This window comes from Micromonospora salmantinae, from assembly GCF_022230905.1.
Lineage (GTDB): Bacteria > Actinomycetota > Actinomycetes > Mycobacteriales > Micromonosporaceae > Micromonospora > Micromonospora salmantinae.
Genome location: NZ_JAKKFG010000023.1, coordinates 305,445 through 327,551, shown reverse-complemented (window position 1 = coordinate 327,551; position 22,107 = coordinate 305,445). Strand labels below are relative to the sequence as shown.

Below are 22,107 nucleotides of genomic sequence, written 5' to 3'. Positions count from 1 at the left end.
GGTCAACCCCCCGTTACGAAAACGTTTCCAACCCCCGTACCAGCAGACCGGACCGCCGTTGATCAAGAGGTTTTCGTCATCCCGCCCGGCGTGGCGTGACGCCAACCTCTTGATCACCGACCTAAGGGCGAGGCAACGTCAGGGGCAGCTCTCGGGCTGGCCAGCGGGAGCGGAGTCTGCGGTCGTGGCTGGCCACGACGATGGCACCCGGGCCGGTGCCCAGGGCGTCCTCCAGCTCGTCGCAGAGCGTCGGCGAGAGGTGGTTGGTGGGCTCGTCGAGCAGGAGCAGCTCCGGCGGATCGGCGACGAGCACCGCCAGGGCGAGCCGACGGCGCTGCCCCACCGACAGGTCGGCCACCGGGCGGCCGAGGTCCGCCGGGGCGAGCAGCCCGAGGGACGACAGCGGTACGACAGCGGCCCGCTGCACGCCGACGGCCGCGTCGAAGACCTGCCGGGCCGTGCGCCGCGCATCCGCGAAGACGGTGTCCTGGGCGAGCAGGCCGATCCGCAGCTCCGGTCGTCGCCAGAGCGTTCCGGCACCGGCCAGGTGGCCGGCGAGCACGGCGAGCAGAGTCGACTTGCCCGTGCCGTTGGGGCCGGTCACCAACAGCCGGTCGCGGGACCTGAGCTCCAGGTTCGCCACCCGCAGTCGGCCGCGAACCTCCAGCCGGTCCGCCGTGACGATGACCCCGTCGCTGTCGCCGACGGCGAGCGCCGGCGCGTGGAAGCGCAACGGCTCCGACGGCACCGGAACGGGGTCGCGCTCGATCGTCTCCAGTCGACGGACGGCGTCGCGGACGCGACGGGAGATCTGGTTCTGGACGCGGCCGGCGGTGTGCCCGTACCCCATCTTCTCGCTGTCGCGCGGGCCCCGGCCGTGGGCGACCTGGTGCCCGGTCACGGCGGCGGCCTCGCGCAGCTCGGCGAGGAGCGCCTGCTCGTCGTCGTAGCGCCGGCGCCACCGTTGCGCCTCGGCGCGCTTCGCCGTCAGGTAGGCGGTGTAGCCGCCGCCGAAGCGGACCGGCCCGTCGACCGCCGGGTCGAGGTCGATGAGATCGGTGCAGACCGCGTCCAGGAAGGCCCGGTCGTGACTGGCCACCACGACGACCCCCGGCATGGCACGAAGCTGGTCCTCGCAGAACGCCGCCGCCGCGTCGTCGAGGTGGTTGGTGGGCTCGTCGAGCAGCAGCGCGCTCGGCCGGCGGACCAGCATCGCCGCGAGGGCGAGCCGGCCACGTTGCCCGCCGGAGAGCGCGCTTACCATCCGGTCGTGGGGCAGCCCGCCGAGGCCGAGGCCGTCGAGGACGGTGCGGGCACGCCGGTCGGCGTCCCAGGCGTCGCGGTCCTGCGCCCGTTCCAGCACCTCGCCGTACGCGGCCAGCAGCCGGTCGTGCCGCTCGGTGCCCTCCGGCGAGTCGGCGAGCGCGACGCCGATCCGGTCCAGTTCGGCGAGGTCGGCGCGGGCCTCGCGCAGCGCGTCGTCGAGGACCGCGGCGATGGTGGTGGATGGACGGAAGGGCAACTCCTGGTGCAGGAAGCCGACGTCCGGTGGGCGCGTGACGGTGCCGGAGTCGGGTTGGTCGACGCCGGCCAGGACCCGCAGCAGAGTCGTCTTGCCGGTGCCGTTCTCACCGATCAGGCCGATCCGGTGGCCGGGCGTGGCGGTCAGGGAGACGCCGTCGAGCACCCGGCGGTCGCCACGGACCCGCACGAGGTCATGGGCGATGAGAGCAGGTCGAACAGACATGGGGAACCTCGGAGAACGACTATCCGGGGCGCACACCGGCACCCCGGCGGAAGCAGGACATGACGACAGTGGCCGCGGCGACTGAGGCGCGATCACGCGCCCGTCGGCGGCCGGTCCGGGTGCTCACCCGGAGATGTCGTCGTCACCTGCCACGCCTGCTCCGATCTCCGAAAACTCGGGCGCAAGGATAACTCGGCGTCGCTGGCCCCGGCTCAGCTCCCGCCAGTGCGGGCACCAGCGCGCAGCGAGTCGATGGTGAGGTCGAGGACGGCTTCGAGGTGGTCGATCTTTCCGGTGGAGAGCAGCAGCAGCACACCGCCCTGGATGCCGGCGAGCAGTGCCGCGGCGGCCCGGTCGGCGTCGAGGTCCGGGTCGACGTCGCCGGTCGACTGCATGTGCCGGATCCCCTCGGTGATCGCCTTCTGCCAGCGCCACATGAGCCCGGTCACGATGGCCTGCGCGCCGGGCGCCCGTCGGCCGGTCTGGCCGAGCAGACCGTTGAGGGGGCACTTCACCCCCTGGGCGAGGTACCGCTCGATCAGTCGGTCGCGCCAGGCGAGCCAGGCCGGCCAGGACGTCAGGTTGCTGAGCATCGGCTCCTGGTCGAGGAGCACCTGGTCCGCCTCGTGCTGGGCCACCGCGAGCAGCAGCCCTTCCTTCCCGTCGGGGAAGTAGTGGAAGAGCTGGCCCTTGCTGGTGCCGGTGTGGGCCATCACGTCCTCGAGGCGTACCTCGTCGACGCCGCGCTCGCGGATCTCGGCGGCGGCGCCGGCGACGATCCGCGCCCGGGTCGCCTCGCCCTTGCGGGTCAACGCCCGTGTCATGCGACCTCCTGGGTTCGGACCTGCGGGTCCAACCTATCTCGGTTTCTGGACTTGCAGGTCCATTTTTGCCGAGCAAAGGTCGGGAACGCGCGGCCCGCAGCGGGCCGACACCACGATCGGGAGGGCACCACCGTGAACCACTACTACCTGCTCGGGCGGTCCGGTCTGCGGGTGAGCCGGCTGGCGCTGGGCACCATGAACTTCGGCGTCGACGGGTTCCACGCCGCGTACGGCAAGACCGAGGAGGAAGCCGAGCCGATCTTCCGGCAGTACCTGGAGTCGGGCGGGAACTTCATCGACACGGCGGACTTCTACACCGCCGGCGAGAGCGAGAAGATCCTCGGCCGCTTGATCGACCGGGCCGGCGTCCGCGAACGACTCGTGCTCACCAGCAAGTTCACCAACACCGTCGACCCGAGCGACCCGAACGCCAGCGGCAACGGCCGCAAGCACATCATGCGGGCCGTGGAGGCGTCGCTGCGCCGGCTCGGCACCGACTACATCGACCTGTACCTGCTGCACACCTGGGACCGGATCACCCCGGTCGAGGAGGTCGTGCACACCCTCGACGACCTGGTACGCGCCGGCAAGATCCGGTACGCCGGTCTCTCCGACGTACCGGCCTGGTACGCGGCCCGGGCGCAGAGCTACGCCGAAGCGCACGGGCTGGCCCCGATGATCAATCTGCAGCTCCCGTACTCCCTGGTCAGCCGGGGCATCGAGGCGGAGTATGTGGCGATGGCCCAGACCATGGGCATGGGGCTCACCGCGTGGAGCCCGATCGCCAGCGGCCTGCTCAGCGGCAAGTACCGGCGCACCGGCGACGGTCTGAGCGGCAGCGGTCGGCTGACCAATCCCGACGCCGGAGGTCGCGAGGTCAGCCCCAGCGAGTGGCAGGTCATCGAGGCACTGGAGAGCGTGGCCGCCGACCTGGGTCGCAGCATGGCCCAGGTCGCGATCAACTGGGTCGCGACCCAGCCCGCCGTCGCCTCGGTGATCATCGGGGCGAGCAGCGCCGAGCAGGTCGGCAGCAACTTCGAGGCGCTCGACTTCGAGATCCCGGCCGACGCCCGCCGCCGGCTCGAGGAGGCCAGCGCGCCGGAACTCGGGGCGCCCTACGTGATGTTCACCCCGCAGTACCAGTCCTGGGTGGTGAGCCCCGGTCTCGGCATCGGCGACAAGCCGGCCGGCTACGCCCCACCGGTCTTCAACAGCGCCGCCTAGAACCTCGCGCGCAGCACGCCGCCGGCCCCCAACCCCCTGCCCGCGATCTTGCACTTGCTGTCCCGGCATAAGGGGCGTCCCACTCATGTCGACAACCAAAAGTGCAAGATCGGCGGGGTGGGGCGGGGCGCGGGGCGGGGCGGCGGGGTTACCGACGGGTCGGGGCGTCGTTCGTCGGCGCTGGCTCACCCTCGTAGAGGGCGACGTACCGCCGACGCCACTCGTCACCGTCGGCGCCGAGGGCGGCGAGGTTGAGGGTGTTGTGTTCGACGCCCAACGCCGCCGGCAGGGTGCACACCCGCAGCGGTATCGCGTTCGCGTCGGCGATGCGGCGCGGCACGTCGACCGCTGCCCTGAGGTCCACCACGCCGTCGAGCGGGCTGATCGCGACCGCCGCGGACCGTAGACCGACCCGCCGGGGCGGTTTCGGCAGGCTACGGGCGATCGTCAGGTACTGGGTGACGGCGGCGAGCGAGTATCCGCGCGACGTGACGCGATCCCGCAGAACGCGGCGCCCGTACAGCACGATGAGCGGTCTCACCGCGTAGGCCGGTGCCTGTCGCGGATTCGGGCCGAAGAACGGCGACAGCAACAGCAGATGCCGTACGACGTTGCCCGGCACCTGGGCCAGCCAGGCGGCCAGCACGGCGCCGCCGGAGATCCCCACGACACCGACCTCGTCTCCCAGGGCCGCCGCGACGGCCCAGCCCTGCGCGGCGTACGTCGTCAGCTCACCGGCCTCGACCCGGTGGTGGGCCCGCCGGTCGACGGTCCCGTGCTGGGGCGCCCGGGGAGCCCAGACGTTGTACCCGCTGTCGAAGAACTCCTCGGCCAGCCCTTCGTACTGCTCGGGCGCGAGGGTGTACCCGTGCAACAGCAGCACGGCCCGGCCGGTACGGGAGCCATGGCTCAGCAGGCGACTGCGCGACTCCGGTCGCACCGCCGGATCGGCCGCCTCGGCGGCGATGATGGCCGCGGCGGCCCGGGTGGCGGTGTCGAAGTCGAGCGGTCGGGCCGGCGCGACCCGTAGCCCACGGCGGCCCACCGGCCAGAGGTAGAGCCCGGCGACCGCCGCCCCGACGAGCGCCAACCCGCCGACGAGAAGCGCGATGATCTCCGGCATGGTCAGATGCTGACAGGGGCTGCGCTCGGCGTCGGCTGAGGGGGTGCACCCGGGTGACCGGGCGCACCCGGTCAGCTATTCCTGGCTGTTCGGGGGCGCGAAGACGACCCGGGAGCGCAACTGCCGAAAGCCGGTCCGCTCCAGCTCCGCCAGCACGGTCACCCGGTGCGACTGCACGTCGGCGATGACCTCGCGGGCACCGCCGGCGGCCAGCACCCGGACCGCCTCGGCCAGCAGCTCGGGCCGGGCCGCCTCGTCGAGCAGGCCGAGATAGGCGAGCAGTGGGAAGCAGGCATCGCCGGCCGTTCCGGCCAGGCCCACCGGTTTACCGGCGTCCACCGCGACGCGCCACCCCTCGGTGGCGTCGCCCAGCCAGGCCAGCGGGTCGGTGGCCAGGTCGACACCGCTGACCGCTAGTGCGTTCTCGACGCCGGTCAGCACGTCCGGCTCGGCGATCCGGGCAACCAGGGCTTTGATCTCCGCCGCGTCGACGGGCGCGCGGAAGTCGTACCGCCCGGAGGACGCCGGCAGTGGGGTGCCCGTCCAGGAGCAGCGGAGCCGCTCCCCCCGCTCGACCAGCCCGGCGAGCCGGGCGGCCTCCATGGGTGCCCGGACCACTGCCAGCACCTCGGGTCGACGCCGCCAGTGCGCCGGCAGCGCGGCGTAGTACAGCACGGGACCGCCCAGCGCCTCGTGGGCGGCGCGCAGCAGCTCGGCGCCCACCTCCGGCTCGGCGTCCAGGTCGAACCGTTCCAGCCATGGGGCACCGATGGCACGTGGCGGGAGGACCCAGGCTGCTCGACCGACCACCCGGCCGGCACGGAGGGCGACCCAGGTGTGCTCGGGACGGTAGCCGCCGCCGGCGATCCCGTCGGCGTACGCGACCTGGCGCAGTTGGGGCAGCGGATCAGGCATGGAGTCGAACAGGTTTTCCTCGCCCGCGACGAGCGGACGGATGACGAGATCAGTCATGGGTTGGTCCTCCGGGAAGCGCGCGCCCCGGATCAGATCCGCGCGGACGCCGGAGCGCGGAGGGGGCGCAGAACATCGGACATTGTTCTGACCTCCTTCCAGCTCGACGGCGTGCCCGACGACCTTACGCGCCGGGGTCGCCGGCACGCAACGGATCGTCACAGCGTCGGGTTGGTTTCCGCCCCACGCTTGTGGGCACGCTGGTCGTACACGGTGATGCCGGCCAGGATGATCGCCGCGACGGCCGCGACGGCGACCGGCGGGAGCAGCACCATCGGCGGGGCCGCCAGGACGAGCGCCACCACGCCGAAGTACAGCGCCCGACACCGCGGGGCGGATCGGTTGGCCCGCTCCAGGGTGCTCCGCCCGATCAGGAACAGCACCGGGCCGCCGAAGATGATGGCCACCAGAGCCCAGTCGATCGGCGGGTGCGGATCCTCGATGACCTGTCCGAAGCCGACGGCGGTGCAGATGATGCCACCGACGATCAACAGCAGGCTGTAGCTCGCCCACCGCGACAGTTGGATCCCCTCCCCGCTCGGGGTCGAGGCATGGCCGGATCTGACGTGGTAGAAGTAGATCCGCCAGAACGAAACGACCGCCACGAACGAGGCGACGAGGGTGATGGTCCCCTCGGTGGTGAAGCCCGGGAAGCTGACCGCGGCGCCGGCTTCGAGCACCACCTCGGCGAGGGCGATCATGAAGAACTGGTTGTACCGCTCGGCGAGATGCTCCTGCGAGACGGTGACCCCCGAGCTGGTGAGCTGTCTCCTTCCCATCCGGGGCAGGGGGTAGGTGGTGGCGGCGCCGATCAGCTCGATGGCGAGGGCGATGGTCCAGAAGATGCCCCGACCGAGGCCACCACTGATGCCGCCGCTGATCCAGAGCACGCTGGACGCCAGGTGCCAGGTCAGCACCCGGAGCGCGAACGCCTGGCCCGCGTGACCCCGCAGGGCGAGCGACGTGAAGAGCGGTCGACCGACCTGGATGACGACGTAGGTGCAGGCGAATATCACGCCGCGTTGGCCGAATGCCTGCGGCAGGGTGACCGCCAGCACCAGCGTGCCGAACATCGTCGCCAGCAGGACGGCCTGCAGGTCGGGGCGCCGGGGGTCGTAGGTGCTCGCCAGCAGGGCGTTGAGCGACCAGATCATCCACATCGCCGTGAAGAACAGGACGGTCTGACCGGCCTCGGACAGCAACGCATGCCGGACGATGGTCAGGTCGTCCGCGATCCGCCCGGCGAGGCGGGCCAGCGCGAAGACGTAGACGATGTCGAAGAGCAGTTCCAGGACGGTCGCCGAGCGGGGGCTCCTACTGTCCCCGAGCCCACGAAAGAACTCGGTGCGCGTCAGCACGGACGGCGAGACAGCTCAGCCGGCCAGGGCCGCCGGCACGGGCACACCACTGTGGTGACCCTGTTCCGCTGCCATCGCCCCCGAGCCTCCCTCGCCGACCGGCCCCGCTTGATCCCTATCTGCGTATTTTATCCATCTTCATCGGGTCGCCGTCGCTGATGGCGGATACCGGGTCGTCGGTACGCCGGATCATCTGTGCCGTCACCCTGCGGTACGAGCCCGGGTCGACGGGGAACAGCCACTGCCGGGCCCGGGTCAGCGGGCCGACGTTGAGCCCCAACTCGTCGAGCACCTCGTCGACGTTGTGCATCGAGAACGGGATGATGTTCGTGCCGCGAGCGTGTCGTCCGTTGGTGCGCTTCGTCATCCAGAACAGCCGGGCGCGCACCTCGTCACGCATCCGGACCTCGGTCGGCAGTGTGAGCCCACCCCGCAGGTACGCGGCCGTCCAGACCGCCGCCATCTCCGCGCTGAGCGGGCTGAAGAACGACGAGTTGTAGCCGGCGAACGTCAGCCTCGGCACGCCGATCGGCAGGATCTGCCGGTAGAGCATGAAGTTGCCGGCGTCGTCCTGGAGCCGGGCGTGCAACGCGTCGTCGAAGAACGGCACGTGCTGGCGGAAGCCGGTGCCACAGATCACCAGGTCGGCGGGGAGCACAGTGCCGTCGGCCAGGCGGGCGGCGGGCCGGCCACCGTCGACCAGCAACTCGGTGATCACCTGCTCCCGGTGCACGGCGATGCGGCCGTCGGTGACCCGCTCGAAGAACCCCTCGGTGGCGAGGCTGACAGTGCTGCGGGCGATGTCCTCGAAGCTGCCGTTGGGCACGAGACCCAGCTCGCGCAGGTTGAACTGCCGGGTCGCGACCGAGCCGACACTGTCGACCATGCGCTGGCGCAGACCGTTCCCCGGGCCGTGCAGGAACCGCTCGAAGCCCTTCAGGTGCAGGTAGCGGAAGAGCGCCTCACCCATCCGGGTGAGCAGCAGGTACTTGTAGTTGAGCGCACCACCGAGCTTGCGGGGCATCTTCCAAAGCAGCTCGCGCGCCACCACGTGGGTCTGGGCGGCTACCTCGCTCACCGGGACCGCCACGTCGCAGGATGACTTGCCGTACCCGACCACGAGGACGTTCTTACCTCGGGCCGCCTCGATGTCGTGGAACTCCCCCGTCGCCAGTACGCGCCCTCCGGCGGCGGCGAAGCTCGCGTGCCCGTCGAAGGACGGGACGAACGGGTCGGAGAAGATGCCGTTGGCGACGATCAGGTGGTCGTACCGTTCCACGGTCAGCGGGTCCTGGGCGCCCGCCGGCCGCGAGGTGACCAGCCACCCGGTCTCGTCGTTGACCAACTCGGCCGAGGCGACCTCAGTGGACAGGCGCAGCGCGCTGGCCAGCCCGAACTTCTCCACGTAGCTCTCCAGGTACCGCTGGACCTGCTCACCCGACGGCCACTGCGGGTAGTCGGCGGGCATCGGCAGGTCGGAGAGGTGGTAGGTGCCCTTGTCGTTCTGGGTGTGCAGGCCGGGGTAACGCCGGGTACGGCTCCACACCCCACCGACGTCGGGCGCGCGCTCGAACACTGTGACGTCGAATCCGCTCTGCCGCAGCACCTTCGCTGCGCTCACACCGGCGAATCCGGCACCAACGACGGCAATCCTCATGATCTCCTCCGAAGGACGTGCGAACGGTGCCGACGCTGACCGCCCGCGGTGCTCGCACGCTAGCGAGCAGGCCGGGAAGTTCGCTATCCGCGCGACGCGGGCGCTGTCCGCAGTACGCGGCCGGACCCTTTTCCTGTCGGGTCGACGGCTTTCGGGTCTGGTCCGGCCCGGTCACGCCTTACGGTCAGCGCGACGGGACGCCCGGGAGGTGTCGGATGGATGCGATGACGGTCCGGACGGACGACGTCGACCAGGCTCGCGCCGAGGTGGGCCGGGTCTTCTGTCCCCACCGGCTCACCCCGCAGGCGGGTGTGCACAGCGTGCAACTGCGGATGGCGGCTCGCCGGGCCGGCGGTGTGGGCGTCATCGACCTGGACTACGGGCAGGCGGTGCGCATCCAACCGCCCGCGTTGGAGACCTTCTACCTCGTCCAGATCCCCAGCGCCGGCAGCACGATGGTCCGGCACGCCGGTCAGACAGTGACCTCGACCCCCGACGTCGCCTCGGTGCTGTCCCCGTACGACTCCTCGGACATGCGGTGGTCCGAGGGATCGCCCCACCGGATCTTCTACGCCGACCGGCGAGCCGTCGACCGGGAACTCGCCCGCCTACTGGGCCACCCGGTGGACGACCCGGTCCGCCTCGACGTCGGCATGCTCATGACCACGCCGACCGCGCGGGCGTGGGCGCGCGGGGTGGCGTTCCTCGCCGACGAGCTGTCCCAGCCGGCGGACGCGTCCCTGTTCGACCACCCACAGGTGGCCGCCCGTTTCGAACAGGGACTCATCGGCAAGCTGTTGCTGGCCCATCAGCACAGCCACTCCCACCTGCTGGCCGAGCCGGGCCAGCACGCCCACCCCGGGCGTCTCGTCCGCCGGGCCTGCGCCCTGATCTCCGAACACCACGGGGAGGCACTGACCGTCGGCGACGTCGCCGAGGCGCTACGGGTGAGCGTACGAACACTGCAGGACTGCTTCCGCCGTGAGTTGCAGACCACCCCTACCGCGTACCTGCGGGCCTGCCGGCTCGACGCGGCGCGCCGCACGCTCCGGTCGGCCGAGCCGGGGGCGTCCGTGACGACTGTTGCCCTGCAACACGGCTTCGTGCACCTCGGCCGGTTCGCTACCGAGTACCGGAGCCGCTTCGGCGAGACGCCGTCCACGACCCTGCGTCGGTGACGACCGGTCAGACCGCCCGGGCCACGCAGATCCGGGCGCCCAGGCGTGGACCCGCCTCGTAGATCAGGTAGCCCACGCCGCCGTCGGTGCCGAAGCTCGGTGACGCGACCCGACCGTTGTCGGAGGCGATCGGGCTGTGGAACACCCCGAGATGCACCTCCCGGTCGAAGCCGTTGCCGACCTCGGTGAGGTGCATTCGACCGTCACCGCCGTGGTAGACGACGTACGCGGTGCCGTTGCGGGTGAGCAGATGTGGTGCGGAGATGTCGCTCAGGCCGTCGCCGGCCGGCGAGATCAGCGGCTCCGGGGCGAACTGCCACTGGTCCCAGCCGTTCGGCGACCAACCCCAGAAGATCTTCCGGGTGCCGGGCCGCACGGTGTGCGCTCCCATGTAGAGCATCACGTACTTGTTGGCGAGCCCGGTCACCCGGTGCTCGAAGACCCGGGCGTACGACGTCTCGGTGGTGTTCGGCACGAGCCTGGTGCTCAGGATCGGCGTCTCGTCGCTGAAGGTGATGCCGTCTCGGGACCGGGCCACCCGGGTAGTGGTGTTCTCCCCGTGGAAGTAGAGGAAGAACTCCCGGCTGGAGGCGTTCCAGACGACGTGCGGGGACGAGACGTGGCTGACCGTCGTGGTCGGTAGCACCCGGTCGACGATGGGGTTGCCGGGGTGCTCGGTGTAGGGGCCTTCCAGCCGGTCGGCGTAGGCGAGGCAGATCCCGCCGGGCGCGTCGTGCGGGGCGTAGTAGAGGTAGTACCGCCCCTTGGCGCCGGTGATCTTGTCGTAGACCCCGCGCACACAGGGAAAGATCGTTTCGCCGGTGGGGTTGTAGGCCAGTGGGCGGTCGAACGCGTCGCGGACGTACCGGTAGCTGGGGAAACCGGCCGGCCCGGCCAGCGCCGGCGCGCCCTGGAGCAGGGTGCCGGCACCGCCGGCGGCGGAGGCGGCGCCGAGCAGCGCCGCGCCACGCAACAGCCCGCGCCGGCTCAGCTCGGTGGGTCGGCCGGAGGGCGGATTCGGGTACGGGTGTGCCATCTGGTGTCTCCGATCGTGAGGGGACGCTCGTCGATCGCGGAGCGTGAGTGGTGGCGCGACGGCGGCCCGGAAGGCACTGACGAGAGCGCAACCAGCGTCACTGTCGGTGATGTGGCTGCCTGGCCGGTGGCCCGGGGTCGTCATCGACGAGTCTGGCCGGGTCCTCAGTCGACCGTCAAGGTGCTAATACGAATTATCGAGCGGCTTTCGTCGGCAGAACTTCTCCGCCCGAGGGTCTTGACGGCGACGCCGGATGCGCCGCACCATTTCACCTCACCGACGCTAATGCGTATTACCCCGGTAACGATTGGACACGGAACGTGACTGGTTCGCGCAGGCGAGTCACCCAGCACGACATCGCCCGGATGACAGGCGTCAGCCAGGCGACCGTCTCGCTGGTGCTCAACGGCCGCGACGACGGCAACGTCAGGATCGCCCCGGAAACCCGGGAACGGGTCCTGCACGCCATCCGCACCACCGGATACGTCGCCGACCCGGTCGCCCGCCGGCTCGCCGCGCGGCACAACCGCATCCTCGGTGTCTTCACCTACGAGCCGGTCTTTCCCACCGGCACCGGCGACTTCTACCACCCGTTCCTGGTCGGCATCGAGGAGTGCGCCGAACGGCTCGGCTGTGACCTGCTGCTGCTCACCAGCGCGCCGGTGGCGGGCGGCCGGCGGCGGATATTCCACGACGACAACCGGCTCCGCCTGGCCGACGGCTGCGTCCTGCTCGGTCGATCGCTGGACCATGACGAGCTGACCCGGCTGGTCACCGAGGGCCAACCGTTCGTCTCGGTCGGCCGCCGCGACGACGCGGGCGGGCCAGTGCCCTACGTCGGCGCCGACTACCCGACCGCCACCGCCGCCGTGGTACGCCGCGCACTGGCCGCAGGTCACACCGCGCTGGCCTACCTGGGCCAGGGCTCCGGCCCCGAGTCGCACGCCGACCGGATGCGCGGCTTCCGGGCCGCGCTCGACGAGGCCGGACGCACGCCACGGCACCTGCCGACCACCGACCGCTCCCCCGCGGAACTGCTCGACGCCCTGCTCGCGGCGGGCGTCACGGCGGCGGTGGTCGAGGAGTACGCCGACGGTGTGGCCATCGCCCAGCTGGCCCGCGAACGGGGCCTCGACATCCCGGGTGACCTGTCCATCCTGGCGCTCGGCGACCCGACCCGGCCGGCCAGCACCGACATCGACTTCACCGGCTTCCGCATCCCCCGCCGCGAGATGGGGTGGCAGTCCGTCGAGGTGTTGACCGGGCTGCTCGAGGCGGACCCGGAAACCGTGCCGCAGCGGCTGGTGCCCTGCCAGCCCGTCGACGGCGCCACCCTCGCGCCGCCGAAGGTGACCCCGTGAAAGGACAGCTCTTGCCAGAGATGCAGGCCGAAGTTCTGATCGTCGGCGGTGGACTCGGTGGCGTCGCCGCGGCCCTCGCCGCGCTGCGCGCCGGCCGTTCCGTGGTGCTCAGCGAGGAGTACGACTGGCTCGGCGGTCAACTCACCAGCCAGGCCGTACCGCCCGACGAGCACTCCTGGGTCGAACAGTTCGGCGTCACCGCCAGCTACCGCAAGCTGCGCGACGGCATCCGGGACTACTACCGCGCCTACTACCCGCTCACCGACCGGGCCCGCCAGGCCACCGCGCTCAACCCGGGGGCCGGGCACGTCAGCCGGCTCTGCCACGAGCCACGGGTCGCGGTGGCGGTGCTGGAGGCGATGCTCGCGCCGTACCGGGGGGCCGGCCGGCTGCGGCTGCTCCAGCCGTACCTGCCGGTGGGGGCCGACACCGACGGCGACCGGGTGACCGGGGTGACCCTGGCGCACCGGGACAGCGGCGAACGGGTGCACGTTGTCGCGCCGTACGTGCTGGACGCCACCGAGACCGGCGAACTGCTGCCGCTGACCGGCACCGAGTACGTCACCGGCTTCGAGTCGCGGGGCGAGACCGGGGAGCCGAGCGCGCCGGACGAGGCGCAGCCGGAGAACATGCAGGCGTTCTCGGTCTGCTTCGCGGTCGACCACGTCGACGGCGACCACACCATCGACCGGCCGGCCCGGTACGACTTCTGGCGGGCGTACCAGCCGCCGTTCTGGGGCGACCGGATGCTCTCCTTCCGCTCACCCAACCCGCGCACGTTGGAGATCTCCGAGCGCAGCTTCACCCCCAACCCGGACGACGACCCGTGGCTGGTGATGGCCGACCAACGGCTGAGCCCGGGCGACGGCAACCTGTGGACCTTCCGGCGGATCGCCGCTCGGCGCAGCTTCGTCCCGGGCAGCTACGACAGCGACATCTGCCTGGTCAACTGGCCGATGATCGACTACTTCGAGCAGCCGCTGATCGACGTGCCCGACCCCGCCCACCAGATCGCGGCAGCCCGGGAGCTCTCCCTGTCGGTGCTCTACTGGCTGCAGACCGAGGCGCCGCGCGCCGACGGCGGGACCGGCTTCCCCGGGCTGCGGCTGCGTGGCGACGTCACCGGCACCGGTGGCATCAGCATCGGCGGCGACGTCGCGCACAGCGGTCTGGCCCAGGCCCCGTACATCCGTGAGGCGCGGCGCATCCGCGCCGAGTACACCGTCGTCGAGCAGGACCTGTCCCTGGCGGTACGCGGCGACAAGGGCGCGGTCAGCTACCCGGACGCGGTCGGCGTCGGCATGTACCGCATCGACCTGCACCCGTCCACCGGCGGGGACAACTACGTCGACGTGGCCTCGTGTCCCTTCGAGATCCCACTCGGCGCCCTGATCCCCCGACGGGTGGAGAACCTGCTGCCCGCCGGGAAGAACATCGGCACCACCCACATCACCAACGGTTCGTACCGCCTGCACCCCGTGGAGTGGAACATCGGCGAGGTCGCCGGTCTGCTCGCGGACTTCTGCCTGGCCCGCCGGGTCACTCCCCGCGCGGTGCGTCACACCCCCGGCCTGCTGGCCGAATTCCAGAACCGCCTCGCCGACGAGGGCGTCGAGCTGCGCTGGCCCGACATCGCCGGCTACTGAGGGAGAACCCTGATGAGGAAACGGTTGACGGCCGTCGTCGCGCTCGCCGCGATGCTCGGCCTGAGCGCGTGCGGCGGCGGCGACAGCGCCGGCTCCGACGGCCCGGTCTCGCTGCGGATGACCACCTGGTCGGCGAACGAGGCACACCTGAAGCTGTTCAACGACATCGCGGCGGAGTACCAGAGCAGCCACCCCAACGTCGCGAAGATCACCTTCGACCCGATCCCGTTCGAGAGCTACACCACCACGTTGACCACCCAGATCGCCGGTGGAAACCCGCCCGACCTGGCCTGGGTCCTGGAGAACGCGGCTCCCGACTTCGTCTCCTCGGGCGCGCTGCTGCCGCTGGACGAAACCCTGCGCAAGACCGACGGGTACGGCTTCGACGAGCTGGCGCCGGCCGCGACGAAGCTGTGGCAGGCCGACGGCAAGCTCTACGGCTACCCGTTCTCCACCTCACCGTTCGGCATCTTCGTCAACACCGACCTGGTCAAGGCCGCCGGCGCGAAGAGCCCGGCCGAGCTGATCGCCGCCAACGCCTGGACCTGGGAGAACGCGGTGACCACCGCCTCGGCGGTGGCCGCCCGGACCGGCAAGGCGGGCCTGGTGGTACGGGACTTCGACTACAAGGGCTGGGACAACCTCTCCACCATCTGGACCGGCTGGGGCGCCCAGGCGTGGAGCGCGGACGGAAAGACCTGCGGCTTCAACGCCACCGAGATGGTCGACGCGATGGCCTTCCTGCACCAGGCGATCTTCACCGCGAAGGCGCTGCCGGGCCCGGGTACCGCCGCCGACTTCTTCGCCGGCGAGGCCGGCATGACGATCACCCAGATCTCCCGGGCCTCGCTGCTGGAGAAGCAGAAGTTCGGCTGGGACCTGGTGCCGCTGCCGGCCGGGCCGAAGGGCAACTACTCGGTGATCGGTCAGGGTGGCATGGGCGTGTTGAAGAAGGGCAAGCACGCCGCCGTCGCCGCGGACTTCCTGGCCTTCCTCACCAACCCCGCCAACTCCGCCAAGCTGGCGCAGTTCTTCCCGCCGCCGCGTACCCCGCTGCTCACCGCGGCGACGCTGGCCAAGACCAATCCCCTGCTCAAGCCGGAGCAGTTGCAGAGCGTCGTGATCGACGGGATCGCCAACGGGGTGGTGAAGCCCAACCACACCGGGCAGGCCGAGCTGAGCCAGGCCGTGCGGTCGGCGCTGGACCCGATGTGGAAGGCCGACGCGGACGTGCGGGGTGTGCTCGACGGGGTCTGCTCGGCGATCAACCCGCTGTTGGCGAAGTAGGGGATCAGCGATGCCGGTCCTGACGGACAACGTGGCGGGTCGGGCTGAGCCCCGGCCCGCCCCGGGCGGCACGGCAGCGTCGCCGCGACGCGGGTGGTGGACCAGTCGTCGACGTGACCAGCTCGCCGGCCTGCTCTTCGTGACCCCACAACTGGTGGGTGCGGCCCTCTTCGTGCTGCTGCCGCTCGGCCTGGTGGTCTGGTACAGCCTGCACGAGTGGAACGTGCTCGCGGACACCTTCGACTTCGTGGGCACTGACAACTACCGCGAGCTGGTCGACGACCCGAAGCTGCCGGGCGTACTCCGGAGCACGCTGTTCTTCTCCGTCGGCCTGGTCGTGTTCAACCTCGCCCTGGCCCTGCTGCTCGCCGTCCTGCTCAACCAGCGGCTGCGCGGCACCGTGGTGTTCCGGACGCTGTTCTTCTCACCGGTGGTGGTCTCGCTGGTCGCCTGGACGATCGTCTGGGGTTTCCTGCTCCAGGACAACGGCGGCGTCAACGGGGTGGCCGGCGCGGTCGGCCTGGACGGTCCGAACTGGCTGCGCGGCGAATGGACCGCGCTGCTGTCGGTGATCGTCGTCCAGGTGGTCAAGAACGTCGGCCTCAACATGGTGCTGTTCCTCGCCGCGTTGCAGGGCGTGCCCGCCGAACTCTACGAGGCGGCCCGGGTAGAGGGGGCGAGCCGGTGGACCCAGTTCCGCCGGATCACCGTGCCGCTGATCAGCCCGACCATCCTGCTGACCTCGATCATCACCGTGGTCGGCGCGCTACAGGTCTTCGCCCAGATCGCCGTGCTCACCCAGGGCGGCCCGGGCACCTCGACCACAGTGCTCGTCTACTACCTCTACCAGCAGGCCTTCCAGTTCCACCAGTTCGGGTACGGCTCGACGCTGTCGGTGCTGCTGTTCCTGATCGTGCTGACGCTGACCGTCGTGCAGTGGCGGATGCGCAGGAAGTGGGTCTTCCATGAACAATAGGCTCCCCTTGCGGGCCCGGGTGGCGATCTATGGGCTGATCTGCCTGCTGGCCATCCCATTCGTCTTCCCGACCTGGTGGATGGTCACCTCGTCGTTCAAGCCGGTCAGCGACATCTTCGCGTTCCCTCCGTCGCTGATCCCCACCGAGCTGAGCTTCTCGGCGTACCGGCGGGTGTTCGAGCTGCAACCGTTCGCCCAGCAGTACCTCAACAGCGCGTACATCGCCGCGGTGGTCACCGTCGGCACCCTCGCCGTCTCGTCGCTGGCCGGATACGCGTTCGCCCGGATCCGGTTCCGTGGTCAGCACGCGCTCTTCCTGGTGGTGCTGGTGGGCCTGCTGATCCCGAGCGAGGTGACCATCGTGCCGCTGTTCCAGATGTTCAACTCGGTCGGGATGATCGACACCCACTGGCCGCTGATCCTGGTGCCGACGCTCGGCGCGCCCAGTGTGCTGGCCACCTTCATCATGCGGCAGTTCTTCATCACCCTGCCCGGCGAGTTGGAGGAAGCCGCCCGGGTGGACGGGCTGGGCCGGCTGGCGACCTTCTGGCGGATCGCGCTGCCGCTGGCCCGCCCAGCCCTCGGCGCGGTGGCGATCTTCACCTTCCTGCACAGCTGGAACCTTTACCTGGAGCCGATCGTCTTCCTGTCCACCCCGGAGAAGTTCACCCTGCCGCAGGCGCTGACCCAGTTCGTCGACGCGTACGGCGGACCGATGTGGGACGTACAGCTCTCGGCGGCCTCGATGACGGCGCTGCCCGTCCTGGTCGTGTTCGTCATCGCGCAGCGGCAGTTCATCGAGGGCCTCGCCCACACCGGTCTGAAAGGATGATCCATCTGACACTGCTCCGGGCCGACGAAACTGTTATCCGGGTACGGCCGGCGAGTCTCCTGAGGTGAGGCGTTGGCGGGGTTCCCCCGCCACCGCAGCATGCAACAGTGCTGCGACCACACACGAGGGAGTCGAGACGATGCGCGCAACCGGCCAGGGTGAAGCGGACGCCGCGAGGGGAAACCGGGGCGTCCACGCGGAACCCCGACGCGGGATGCTCGGCCGCCTTCCGATCGGCGCGCGGCGGCTGCTGTGGCCGCTCCTCGTGGCCGCCGTGGTCGCCGTACTGGTGACGGGTGTGATCGTCGTGGTGCAGCCCACCGGGCCGACGCCCGCCCCGGCGGCGACGCAGGCGCTCGACGCGCCGCCGCCCGCGAGCCCGCAACCCGGCGCACCCACCGCGACCACGACCGCCGCCACGACGAGCCCGGCGGGGACGACCCCGACGTCGACGCCGACGGCGAAGCCGACATCGCGGCGTCCGGTCGCTCCGGCGGCCCCGGCGGCGACCTCGAAGCGCAAGGGCGTCGGGGTGTGGACCTTCGACGGCGTCAGCCAGGCGCTGGCCAACTCCGGGGCGAGTTGGTACTACACCTGGGACGTGGCCCACTCGGGCGTCACCAGCCCGAAGGGCGCCGAGTTCGTCCCGATGATCTGGGGGGCGAAGAGCGTCACCGCCACCAACCTGCAACAGGCCAAGAAGAACGGCCGCCACCTGCTCGGGTTTAACGAACCGGACCTGAAGGGTCAGGCGGAGATGACAGTCGAGCAGGCGTTGGAGCTGTGGCCGCAGTTGCAGGCCACCGGCCTTCCGCTGGGCAGCCCGGCGGTGGCCTGGGGCGGCGACCGGCCGGGCGAGTGGCTCGACCGCTTCATGGCCGGGGCGAAGCAGCGCGGCTACCGCGTCGACTTCATCGCCCTGCACTGGTACGGCGGGGACTTCACCACCGCCAACGCGGTCAACCAGCTCAGGTCGTACCTGCAGGCGGTGCACGACCGGTACGGGCTGCCGGTCTGGCTCACCGAGTTCGCCCTGATCGACTTCTCCAACGGCGTCCGCTTCCCCACCCAGGCACAGCAGGCCGCGTTCCTCACCGCGGCGACCCGGATGCTGGGTGGCCTGTCCTGGCTACAGCGGTACGCGTGGTTCGGCCTGCCCGCCACCGACAAGGACCAGACCGGCCTGTTCCGTACCGGCAGCGCCGCGACCGCCGTCGGCCGCGCCTACCAGGCGGCGCGCTGACCTACAGCACGTCGACGTGGTCCCGCCAGGAGTGCTGCGGCTCGTACCCCAGCACCCGGCGGGCCTTGTCGATGCTGAGCAGCGTCTCGTGCTCACCCAGCTCCTTACGGATCTCGACACCCGGGTAGACCTCGGCCATCAGGCTGGCGCTGGACCTGCTCATGACGGTGTCGGCGTTGGCGATGACGAAGACGTCGGCACCGGGCTGGTCGTGCGCGAGCGCGCGCTCGACCGCCTGGGCCCCGTCGCGGGCGTCGATGTAGCCCCACAGGTTCCACCGGCGCAGCCGCGGGTCGGCGTCGAACGACGGGAACGGGGCGTAGTCCTCGACGTCCATCACGTTGGAGAAGCGCAGCCCCACCATGACCAGCTCCGGGTCCCACCGGCAGAAGTGCCGGGCCATCTCCTCCTCGAGGGCCTTGTTGAGCGAGTACGTCGACTCGGGCCGGGGCGCGTACTCCTCGTCGACCGGCGCGTACGGCGGTGGGGTGTCGAACGGCAGCCCGAGCACCGTCTCGCTCGACGCCCAGACGACCCGTTTGATGCCGGCCGTCCGGGCCGCGGCGAACACGTTGTACGTCGCGGCGGAGTTGTTCGCGAAGGTGGTCGCGTTCGACATCAGCCCGGGGGCCGGCACCGCCGCGAGGTGCACGATCGCGTCGACGCCGCCCGCGTGCTCGTCGGCGCCCCCGGTGAACGCCTCCACCACCTGCCCGTAGTCGGTCAGGTCGACCAGCAGGAACTCGCCGTTCACGTCGCGCGGGTCGCGGCCACCGGCGCGGTCCACTGCCAGCACGTCGACGCCGACGGCGCGCAGGTGGGCGACCACGGCTCGGCCGAGCTTGCCGGTGGCGCCGGTGACGACGACACGCCTGGGCAGTGCGGGGTTGGTCATGACCACATCCTCGCCGGGGGCAAACGAGGACCCACACGGGGGTGCGGCGTTACCCCTAACATGATCGACATGGACATCACGATTCACACGTGCTCCCTGCCGCACACCGACCCGGATGCCTCCCTGGCCTTCTACCGCGACGCCCTCGGCTTCGAGGTCCGTAGCGACGTCGGTCAGGGCACGATGCGTTGGATCACGGTCGGCCCCGCCGACCAGCCCGGCACGTCCATCCTCCTGGCGCCGCCGGCCGCGGATCCCGGGGCCACCGAGGACGAGCGCCGCACCATCACCGAGATGATGGCCAAGGGCACCTACGGCTGGATCCTGCTGGCCACGCGGGACCTCGACACCACCTTCGAGAAGGTGCAGGCCGGCGACGCCGAGGTCGTCCAGGAGCCGACCGAGCAGCCGTACGGCATCCGCGACTGCGCCTTCCGCGATCCCGCCGGCAACCTGGTCCGCATCCAAGAGCTTCGCTGAGCCGTCCGATCCTCGAGGGCGCCGTTCGGGACAGCTGACGAGACCGGTCAGGAATCAAGAAGCACCGGTCGTCGGGCCGCACCTAGCGTGACCACCATGACATCCATCGCATCCGTCACCCTCGACGTGACCGACCCCGCGGCCGCCCAGCGCTTCTACAGCGCCGCCTTCGGTCTGGACGAGCAGATTCGCCTGCGGGCCTCGGACGCACCGACGAGCGGCTTCCGGGGGTTCACGCTGGCGCTCACGGTGTCCCAGCCGGTCACCGTCGACGGCCTCATCGGCACCGCACTGGACGCCGGTGCCACGTCCCTGAAGCCCGCCGCGAAGTCGCTCTGGGGCTACGGCGGTGTCGTGCAAGCCCCGGACGGGACGATCTGGAAGATCGCGACCTCGGCGAAAAAGAACAGCGGCCCCGCTACCCGGCGGATCGACCATTTCGTGCTCCTGCTCGGAGTCGCGGACGTGGCGGCGAGCAAACGGTTCTACGTCGAGCGCGGCCTCGCCGTGGCGAAGAGCTTCGGCCGCATGTACGTCGAGTTCGTAGCCGGGTCCAGCCCCGTGAAGCTGGCGCTGTACCGACGTCGTGCCCTCGCCCGGGACGTCGGCGTCGCCCCCGACGGCACCGGATCGCACCGACTCACGATCGGCGGCGACGCCGGGCATTTCACCGACCCGGACGGGTTCGCCTGGGAAGCCGCATCGCTGGCGACCGCGATGTGACCGGAGGAAGCATCGTCGAGGGCATCGCCGAGCCGGTGGACATCGCCGACCCGCGCGTACCACCATGATCGGGGCCTGCGGGTGCGTAACGTGCAGGGGTAAACGTTGTCGCGACGAGGAGACTTCATGTCCAAGCCACCGCTTCCCGAGGCCGCGGTCGCCATGCTCCAGAAGCCGAACCCCGCCGTCATGACCACCCTTCGCAACGGTGGCCAGCCGGTGTCCGCCGCCACCTGGTACCTGTGGGAGGACGGCCGGATCCTGGTGAACATGGACGAGAGCCGCCGCCGACTGGAGCACGTCCGCAACGACCCACGGGTGTCCCTCACGGTGCTCGACGAGGCTGGCTGGTACACCCACGTCAGCATCATCGGGCACGTCGCCGAGCTGCGCCCCGACGAGGGCCTGGCGGACATCGACCGGTTGTCGAAGCACTACACGGGCAACGCGTACCCACGTCGCGAACGTGCCCGGGTCAGTGCCCTGATCGAGATCGACCGCTGGCACGGTTGGGGCGCGCAGAAGGACAACAACCAGGTCGGCTGACCGTTTGCCGTCCGCCCTGTCGCCTCGACGGCTGCCGTCGGGGCGACAGGGCACCGGCCGTCAGGGCGTCAGGGCGGTGGCGGACCGGGCGCCGACGCGGGTCACCAGGTAGCCGAAGGCCGCCGCGGTGAAGAACATGACGATGCCGTAGACGGCACCCGGGATCGCCATCTGGGTGCTGTTGAGCAGCGCCGGGCTGAGCGCGATGGTGATGGCCAGGGCGCTGTTGTGGATGCCGATCTCGAACCCGGCGGCAGTCGCGGCGCTCCGGTCGACACCGGCGAGGCGCGGCACCCCGTACCCGATGGCGAGGCTGAGCAGGTTGAAGGCGAGCACGGCCAGGCCGACCGAGACGAAGTAGTCGGCGATGTTCTCCCGCTCACCGAGCACCGCGCCGGCGATCACCGCGACGAGCACGACGATGGAGAGGATCCGGACCGGACGGTTCAGCCGCTCGGCCAGGTGCGGCATCCGCGCCCGGATGAGCATGCCGATCGCGACCGGGACGAGCACGATGGCGAAGACCTGGAGCACCTTGTCGAACTGGAGGCCGATGCTCCTGCCGTCGGGCAGGAAGTACGCCGCCGACAGGTTGACCAGGATCGGCAGGGTGAACACGGCGAGCACCGAGTTGATGGCGGTCAGGGTGATGTTCAGGGCCACGTGCCCGCCGAACAGGTGGCTGTAGAGGTTGGCGGTGGTGCCGCCCGGTGACGCGGCCAGCAGCATCATGCCGACGGCCAGCTCGGGTGCCAGGTCGAACGCGAGGACGAGGCAGAAGCAGAGCGCCGGCAGCACCAGCACCTGGCAGACCAGGGCGATGACGGCGGCTCGTGGATGGTCGGCCACCCGGCGGAAGTCCGCCATTGTCAGTCCGAGACCCAGACCGAGCATGATGATGCCGAGGGCGACGGGTAGTCCGATCAGAGTCACGGCGGAGTCCATGGCACAACATCGTTACCACCCGGTAACGCCGTCACAATCCCCCATGTGGCTGGA

The 22,107-nt window shown here is 70.6% G+C and carries 20 protein-coding genes; 11 read left to right on the top strand and 9 right to left on the bottom strand.

From position 1 onward, the window contains the following. Positions 1-121: 121 nt before the first annotated feature. Positions 122-1,747: an ABC-F family ATP-binding cassette domain-containing protein gene (locus PSH03_RS19845; RefSeq protein ID WP_210785279.1), complete on the bottom strand. Its 1,626-nt coding sequence runs from the start codon at positions 1,745-1,747 to the stop codon at positions 122-124. Between the two features lie 212 nt (positions 1,748-1,959). Beyond that, on the bottom strand, positions 1,960-2,571 hold the full coding sequence (locus tag PSH03_RS19840) for a TetR/AcrR family transcriptional regulator (RefSeq protein ID WP_210785280.1): 612 nt from the start codon (positions 2,569-2,571) through the stop codon (positions 1,960-1,962). Between the two features lie 132 nt (positions 2,572-2,703). Between PSH03_RS19840 and PSH03_RS19835 the strand changes: the two genes are divergently transcribed. Further along, positions 2,704-3,795, top strand: a complete 1,092-nt coding sequence (locus PSH03_RS19835; RefSeq protein WP_210785281.1) for an aldo/keto reductase — start codon at positions 2,704-2,706, stop codon at positions 3,793-3,795. A gap of 148 nt (positions 3,796-3,943) precedes the next feature. On the opposite strand, the gene PSH03_RS19830 is transcribed toward PSH03_RS19835, so the two are convergent. The 4 genes from PSH03_RS19830 to PSH03_RS19815 all read right to left on the bottom strand — a co-directional run bounded on the left by PSH03_RS19830 (position 3,944) and on the right by PSH03_RS19815 (position 8,905). Beyond that, complete coding sequence (locus PSH03_RS19830) at positions 3,944-4,918, bottom strand: alpha/beta hydrolase (RefSeq protein ID WP_210785282.1); 975 nt, start codon at positions 4,916-4,918, stop codon at positions 3,944-3,946. A gap of 75 nt (positions 4,919-4,993) precedes the next feature. After that, the gene (locus tag PSH03_RS19825; RefSeq protein ID WP_210785283.1) at positions 4,994-5,890 is read right to left on the bottom strand and encodes an acetyltransferase; all 897 of its coding nucleotides are present in this window, start codon (positions 5,888-5,890) and stop codon (positions 4,994-4,996) included. Between the two features lie 158 nt (positions 5,891-6,048). Next, positions 6,049-7,248: a low temperature requirement protein A gene (locus PSH03_RS19820; RefSeq protein ID WP_238690008.1), complete on the bottom strand. Its 1,200-nt coding sequence runs from the start codon at positions 7,246-7,248 to the stop codon at positions 6,049-6,051. A 115-nt stretch (positions 7,249-7,363) separates the two neighbouring features. Then, complete coding sequence (locus PSH03_RS19815; RefSeq protein WP_238690007.1) at positions 7,364-8,905, bottom strand: flavin-containing monooxygenase; 1,542 nt, start codon at positions 8,903-8,905, stop codon at positions 7,364-7,366. A gap of 224 nt (positions 8,906-9,129) precedes the next feature. On the opposite strand from PSH03_RS19815, the gene PSH03_RS19810 reads away from it, so the two are divergent. Further along, entirely contained in the window at positions 9,130-10,083 is a 954-nt protein-coding gene (locus PSH03_RS19810; RefSeq protein ID WP_210785286.1) for an AraC family transcriptional regulator, read from the top strand. A 7-nt stretch (positions 10,084-10,090) separates the two neighbouring features. On the opposite strand, the gene PSH03_RS19805 is transcribed toward PSH03_RS19810, so the two are convergent. Further along, a complete protein-coding gene (locus tag PSH03_RS19805) occupies positions 10,091-11,119 on the bottom strand; it encodes a glycoside hydrolase family protein (protein WP_210785287.1) in 1,029 nt (342 codons plus the stop codon). A gap of 320 nt (positions 11,120-11,439) precedes the next feature. Between PSH03_RS19805 and PSH03_RS19800 the strand changes: the two genes are divergently transcribed. The 6 genes from PSH03_RS19800 to PSH03_RS19775 all read left to right on the top strand — a co-directional run bounded on the left by PSH03_RS19800 (position 11,440) and on the right by PSH03_RS19775 (position 18,464). Beyond that, positions 11,440-12,480 carry a LacI family DNA-binding transcriptional regulator gene (locus PSH03_RS19800; protein ID WP_210785288.1) on the top strand — a complete coding sequence of 347 codons (1,041 nt, stop codon included), beginning with the start codon at positions 11,440-11,442 and terminating at the stop codon, positions 12,478-12,480. A 20-nt stretch (positions 12,481-12,500) separates the two neighbouring features. Next, entirely contained in the window at positions 12,501-14,126 is a 1,626-nt protein-coding gene (locus PSH03_RS19795) for an FAD-dependent oxidoreductase (protein WP_210785312.1), read from the top strand. A gap of 12 nt (positions 14,127-14,138) precedes the next feature. Further along, the gene (locus PSH03_RS19790) at positions 14,139-15,413 is read left to right on the top strand and encodes an ABC transporter substrate-binding protein (RefSeq protein WP_210785289.1); all 1,275 of its coding nucleotides are present in this window, start codon (positions 14,139-14,141) and stop codon (positions 15,411-15,413) included. 10 nt (positions 15,414-15,423) lie between these two features. Then, complete coding sequence (locus tag PSH03_RS19785) at positions 15,424-16,389, top strand: carbohydrate ABC transporter permease (RefSeq protein WP_210785290.1); 966 nt, start codon at positions 15,424-15,426, stop codon at positions 16,387-16,389. Then, complete coding sequence (locus PSH03_RS19780) at positions 16,379-17,221, top strand: carbohydrate ABC transporter permease (RefSeq protein WP_112700239.1); 843 nt, start codon at positions 16,379-16,381, stop codon at positions 17,219-17,221. Before PSH03_RS19785 ends, PSH03_RS19780 begins: the two co-directional genes overlap by 11 nt. A 139-nt stretch (positions 17,222-17,360) precedes the next feature. Beyond that, positions 17,361-18,464, top strand: a complete 1,104-nt coding sequence (locus PSH03_RS19775; RefSeq protein ID WP_210785291.1) for a glycoside hydrolase family protein — start codon at positions 17,361-17,363, stop codon at positions 18,462-18,464. 1 nt (position 18,465) lies between these two features. Here the strand turns inward: PSH03_RS19775 and PSH03_RS19770 are convergent, their stop codons facing one another. Beyond that, positions 18,466-19,359: an NAD-dependent epimerase/dehydratase family protein gene (locus PSH03_RS19770; protein ID WP_210785292.1), complete on the bottom strand. Its 894-nt coding sequence runs from the start codon at positions 19,357-19,359 to the stop codon at positions 18,466-18,468. A 69-nt stretch (positions 19,360-19,428) separates the two neighbouring features. Here PSH03_RS19770 and PSH03_RS19765 point away from each other — a divergent pair, with 69 nt between their 5' ends. The 3 genes from PSH03_RS19765 (at position 19,429) to PSH03_RS19755 (ending at position 21,108) form a co-directional block, all read left to right on the top strand. After that, a complete protein-coding gene (locus tag PSH03_RS19765) occupies positions 19,429-19,839 on the top strand; it encodes a VOC family protein (RefSeq protein WP_091399534.1) in 411 nt (136 codons plus the stop codon). 96 nt (positions 19,840-19,935) lie between these two features. Continuing rightward, positions 19,936-20,562: a VOC family protein gene (locus PSH03_RS19760; RefSeq protein ID WP_210785293.1), complete on the top strand. Its 627-nt coding sequence runs from the start codon at positions 19,936-19,938 to the stop codon at positions 20,560-20,562. 126 nt (positions 20,563-20,688) lie between these two features. Next, the gene (locus tag PSH03_RS19755; protein WP_196926210.1) at positions 20,689-21,108 is read left to right on the top strand and encodes a PPOX class F420-dependent oxidoreductase; all 420 of its coding nucleotides are present in this window, start codon (positions 20,689-20,691) and stop codon (positions 21,106-21,108) included. 60 nt (positions 21,109-21,168) lie between these two features. Here the strand turns inward: PSH03_RS19755 and PSH03_RS19750 are convergent, their stop codons facing one another. Further along, on the bottom strand, positions 21,169-22,053 hold the full coding sequence (locus tag PSH03_RS19750) for a bile acid:sodium symporter family protein (protein ID WP_210785294.1): 885 nt from the start codon (positions 22,051-22,053) through the stop codon (positions 21,169-21,171). Positions 22,054-22,107 lie beyond the last annotated feature (54 nt).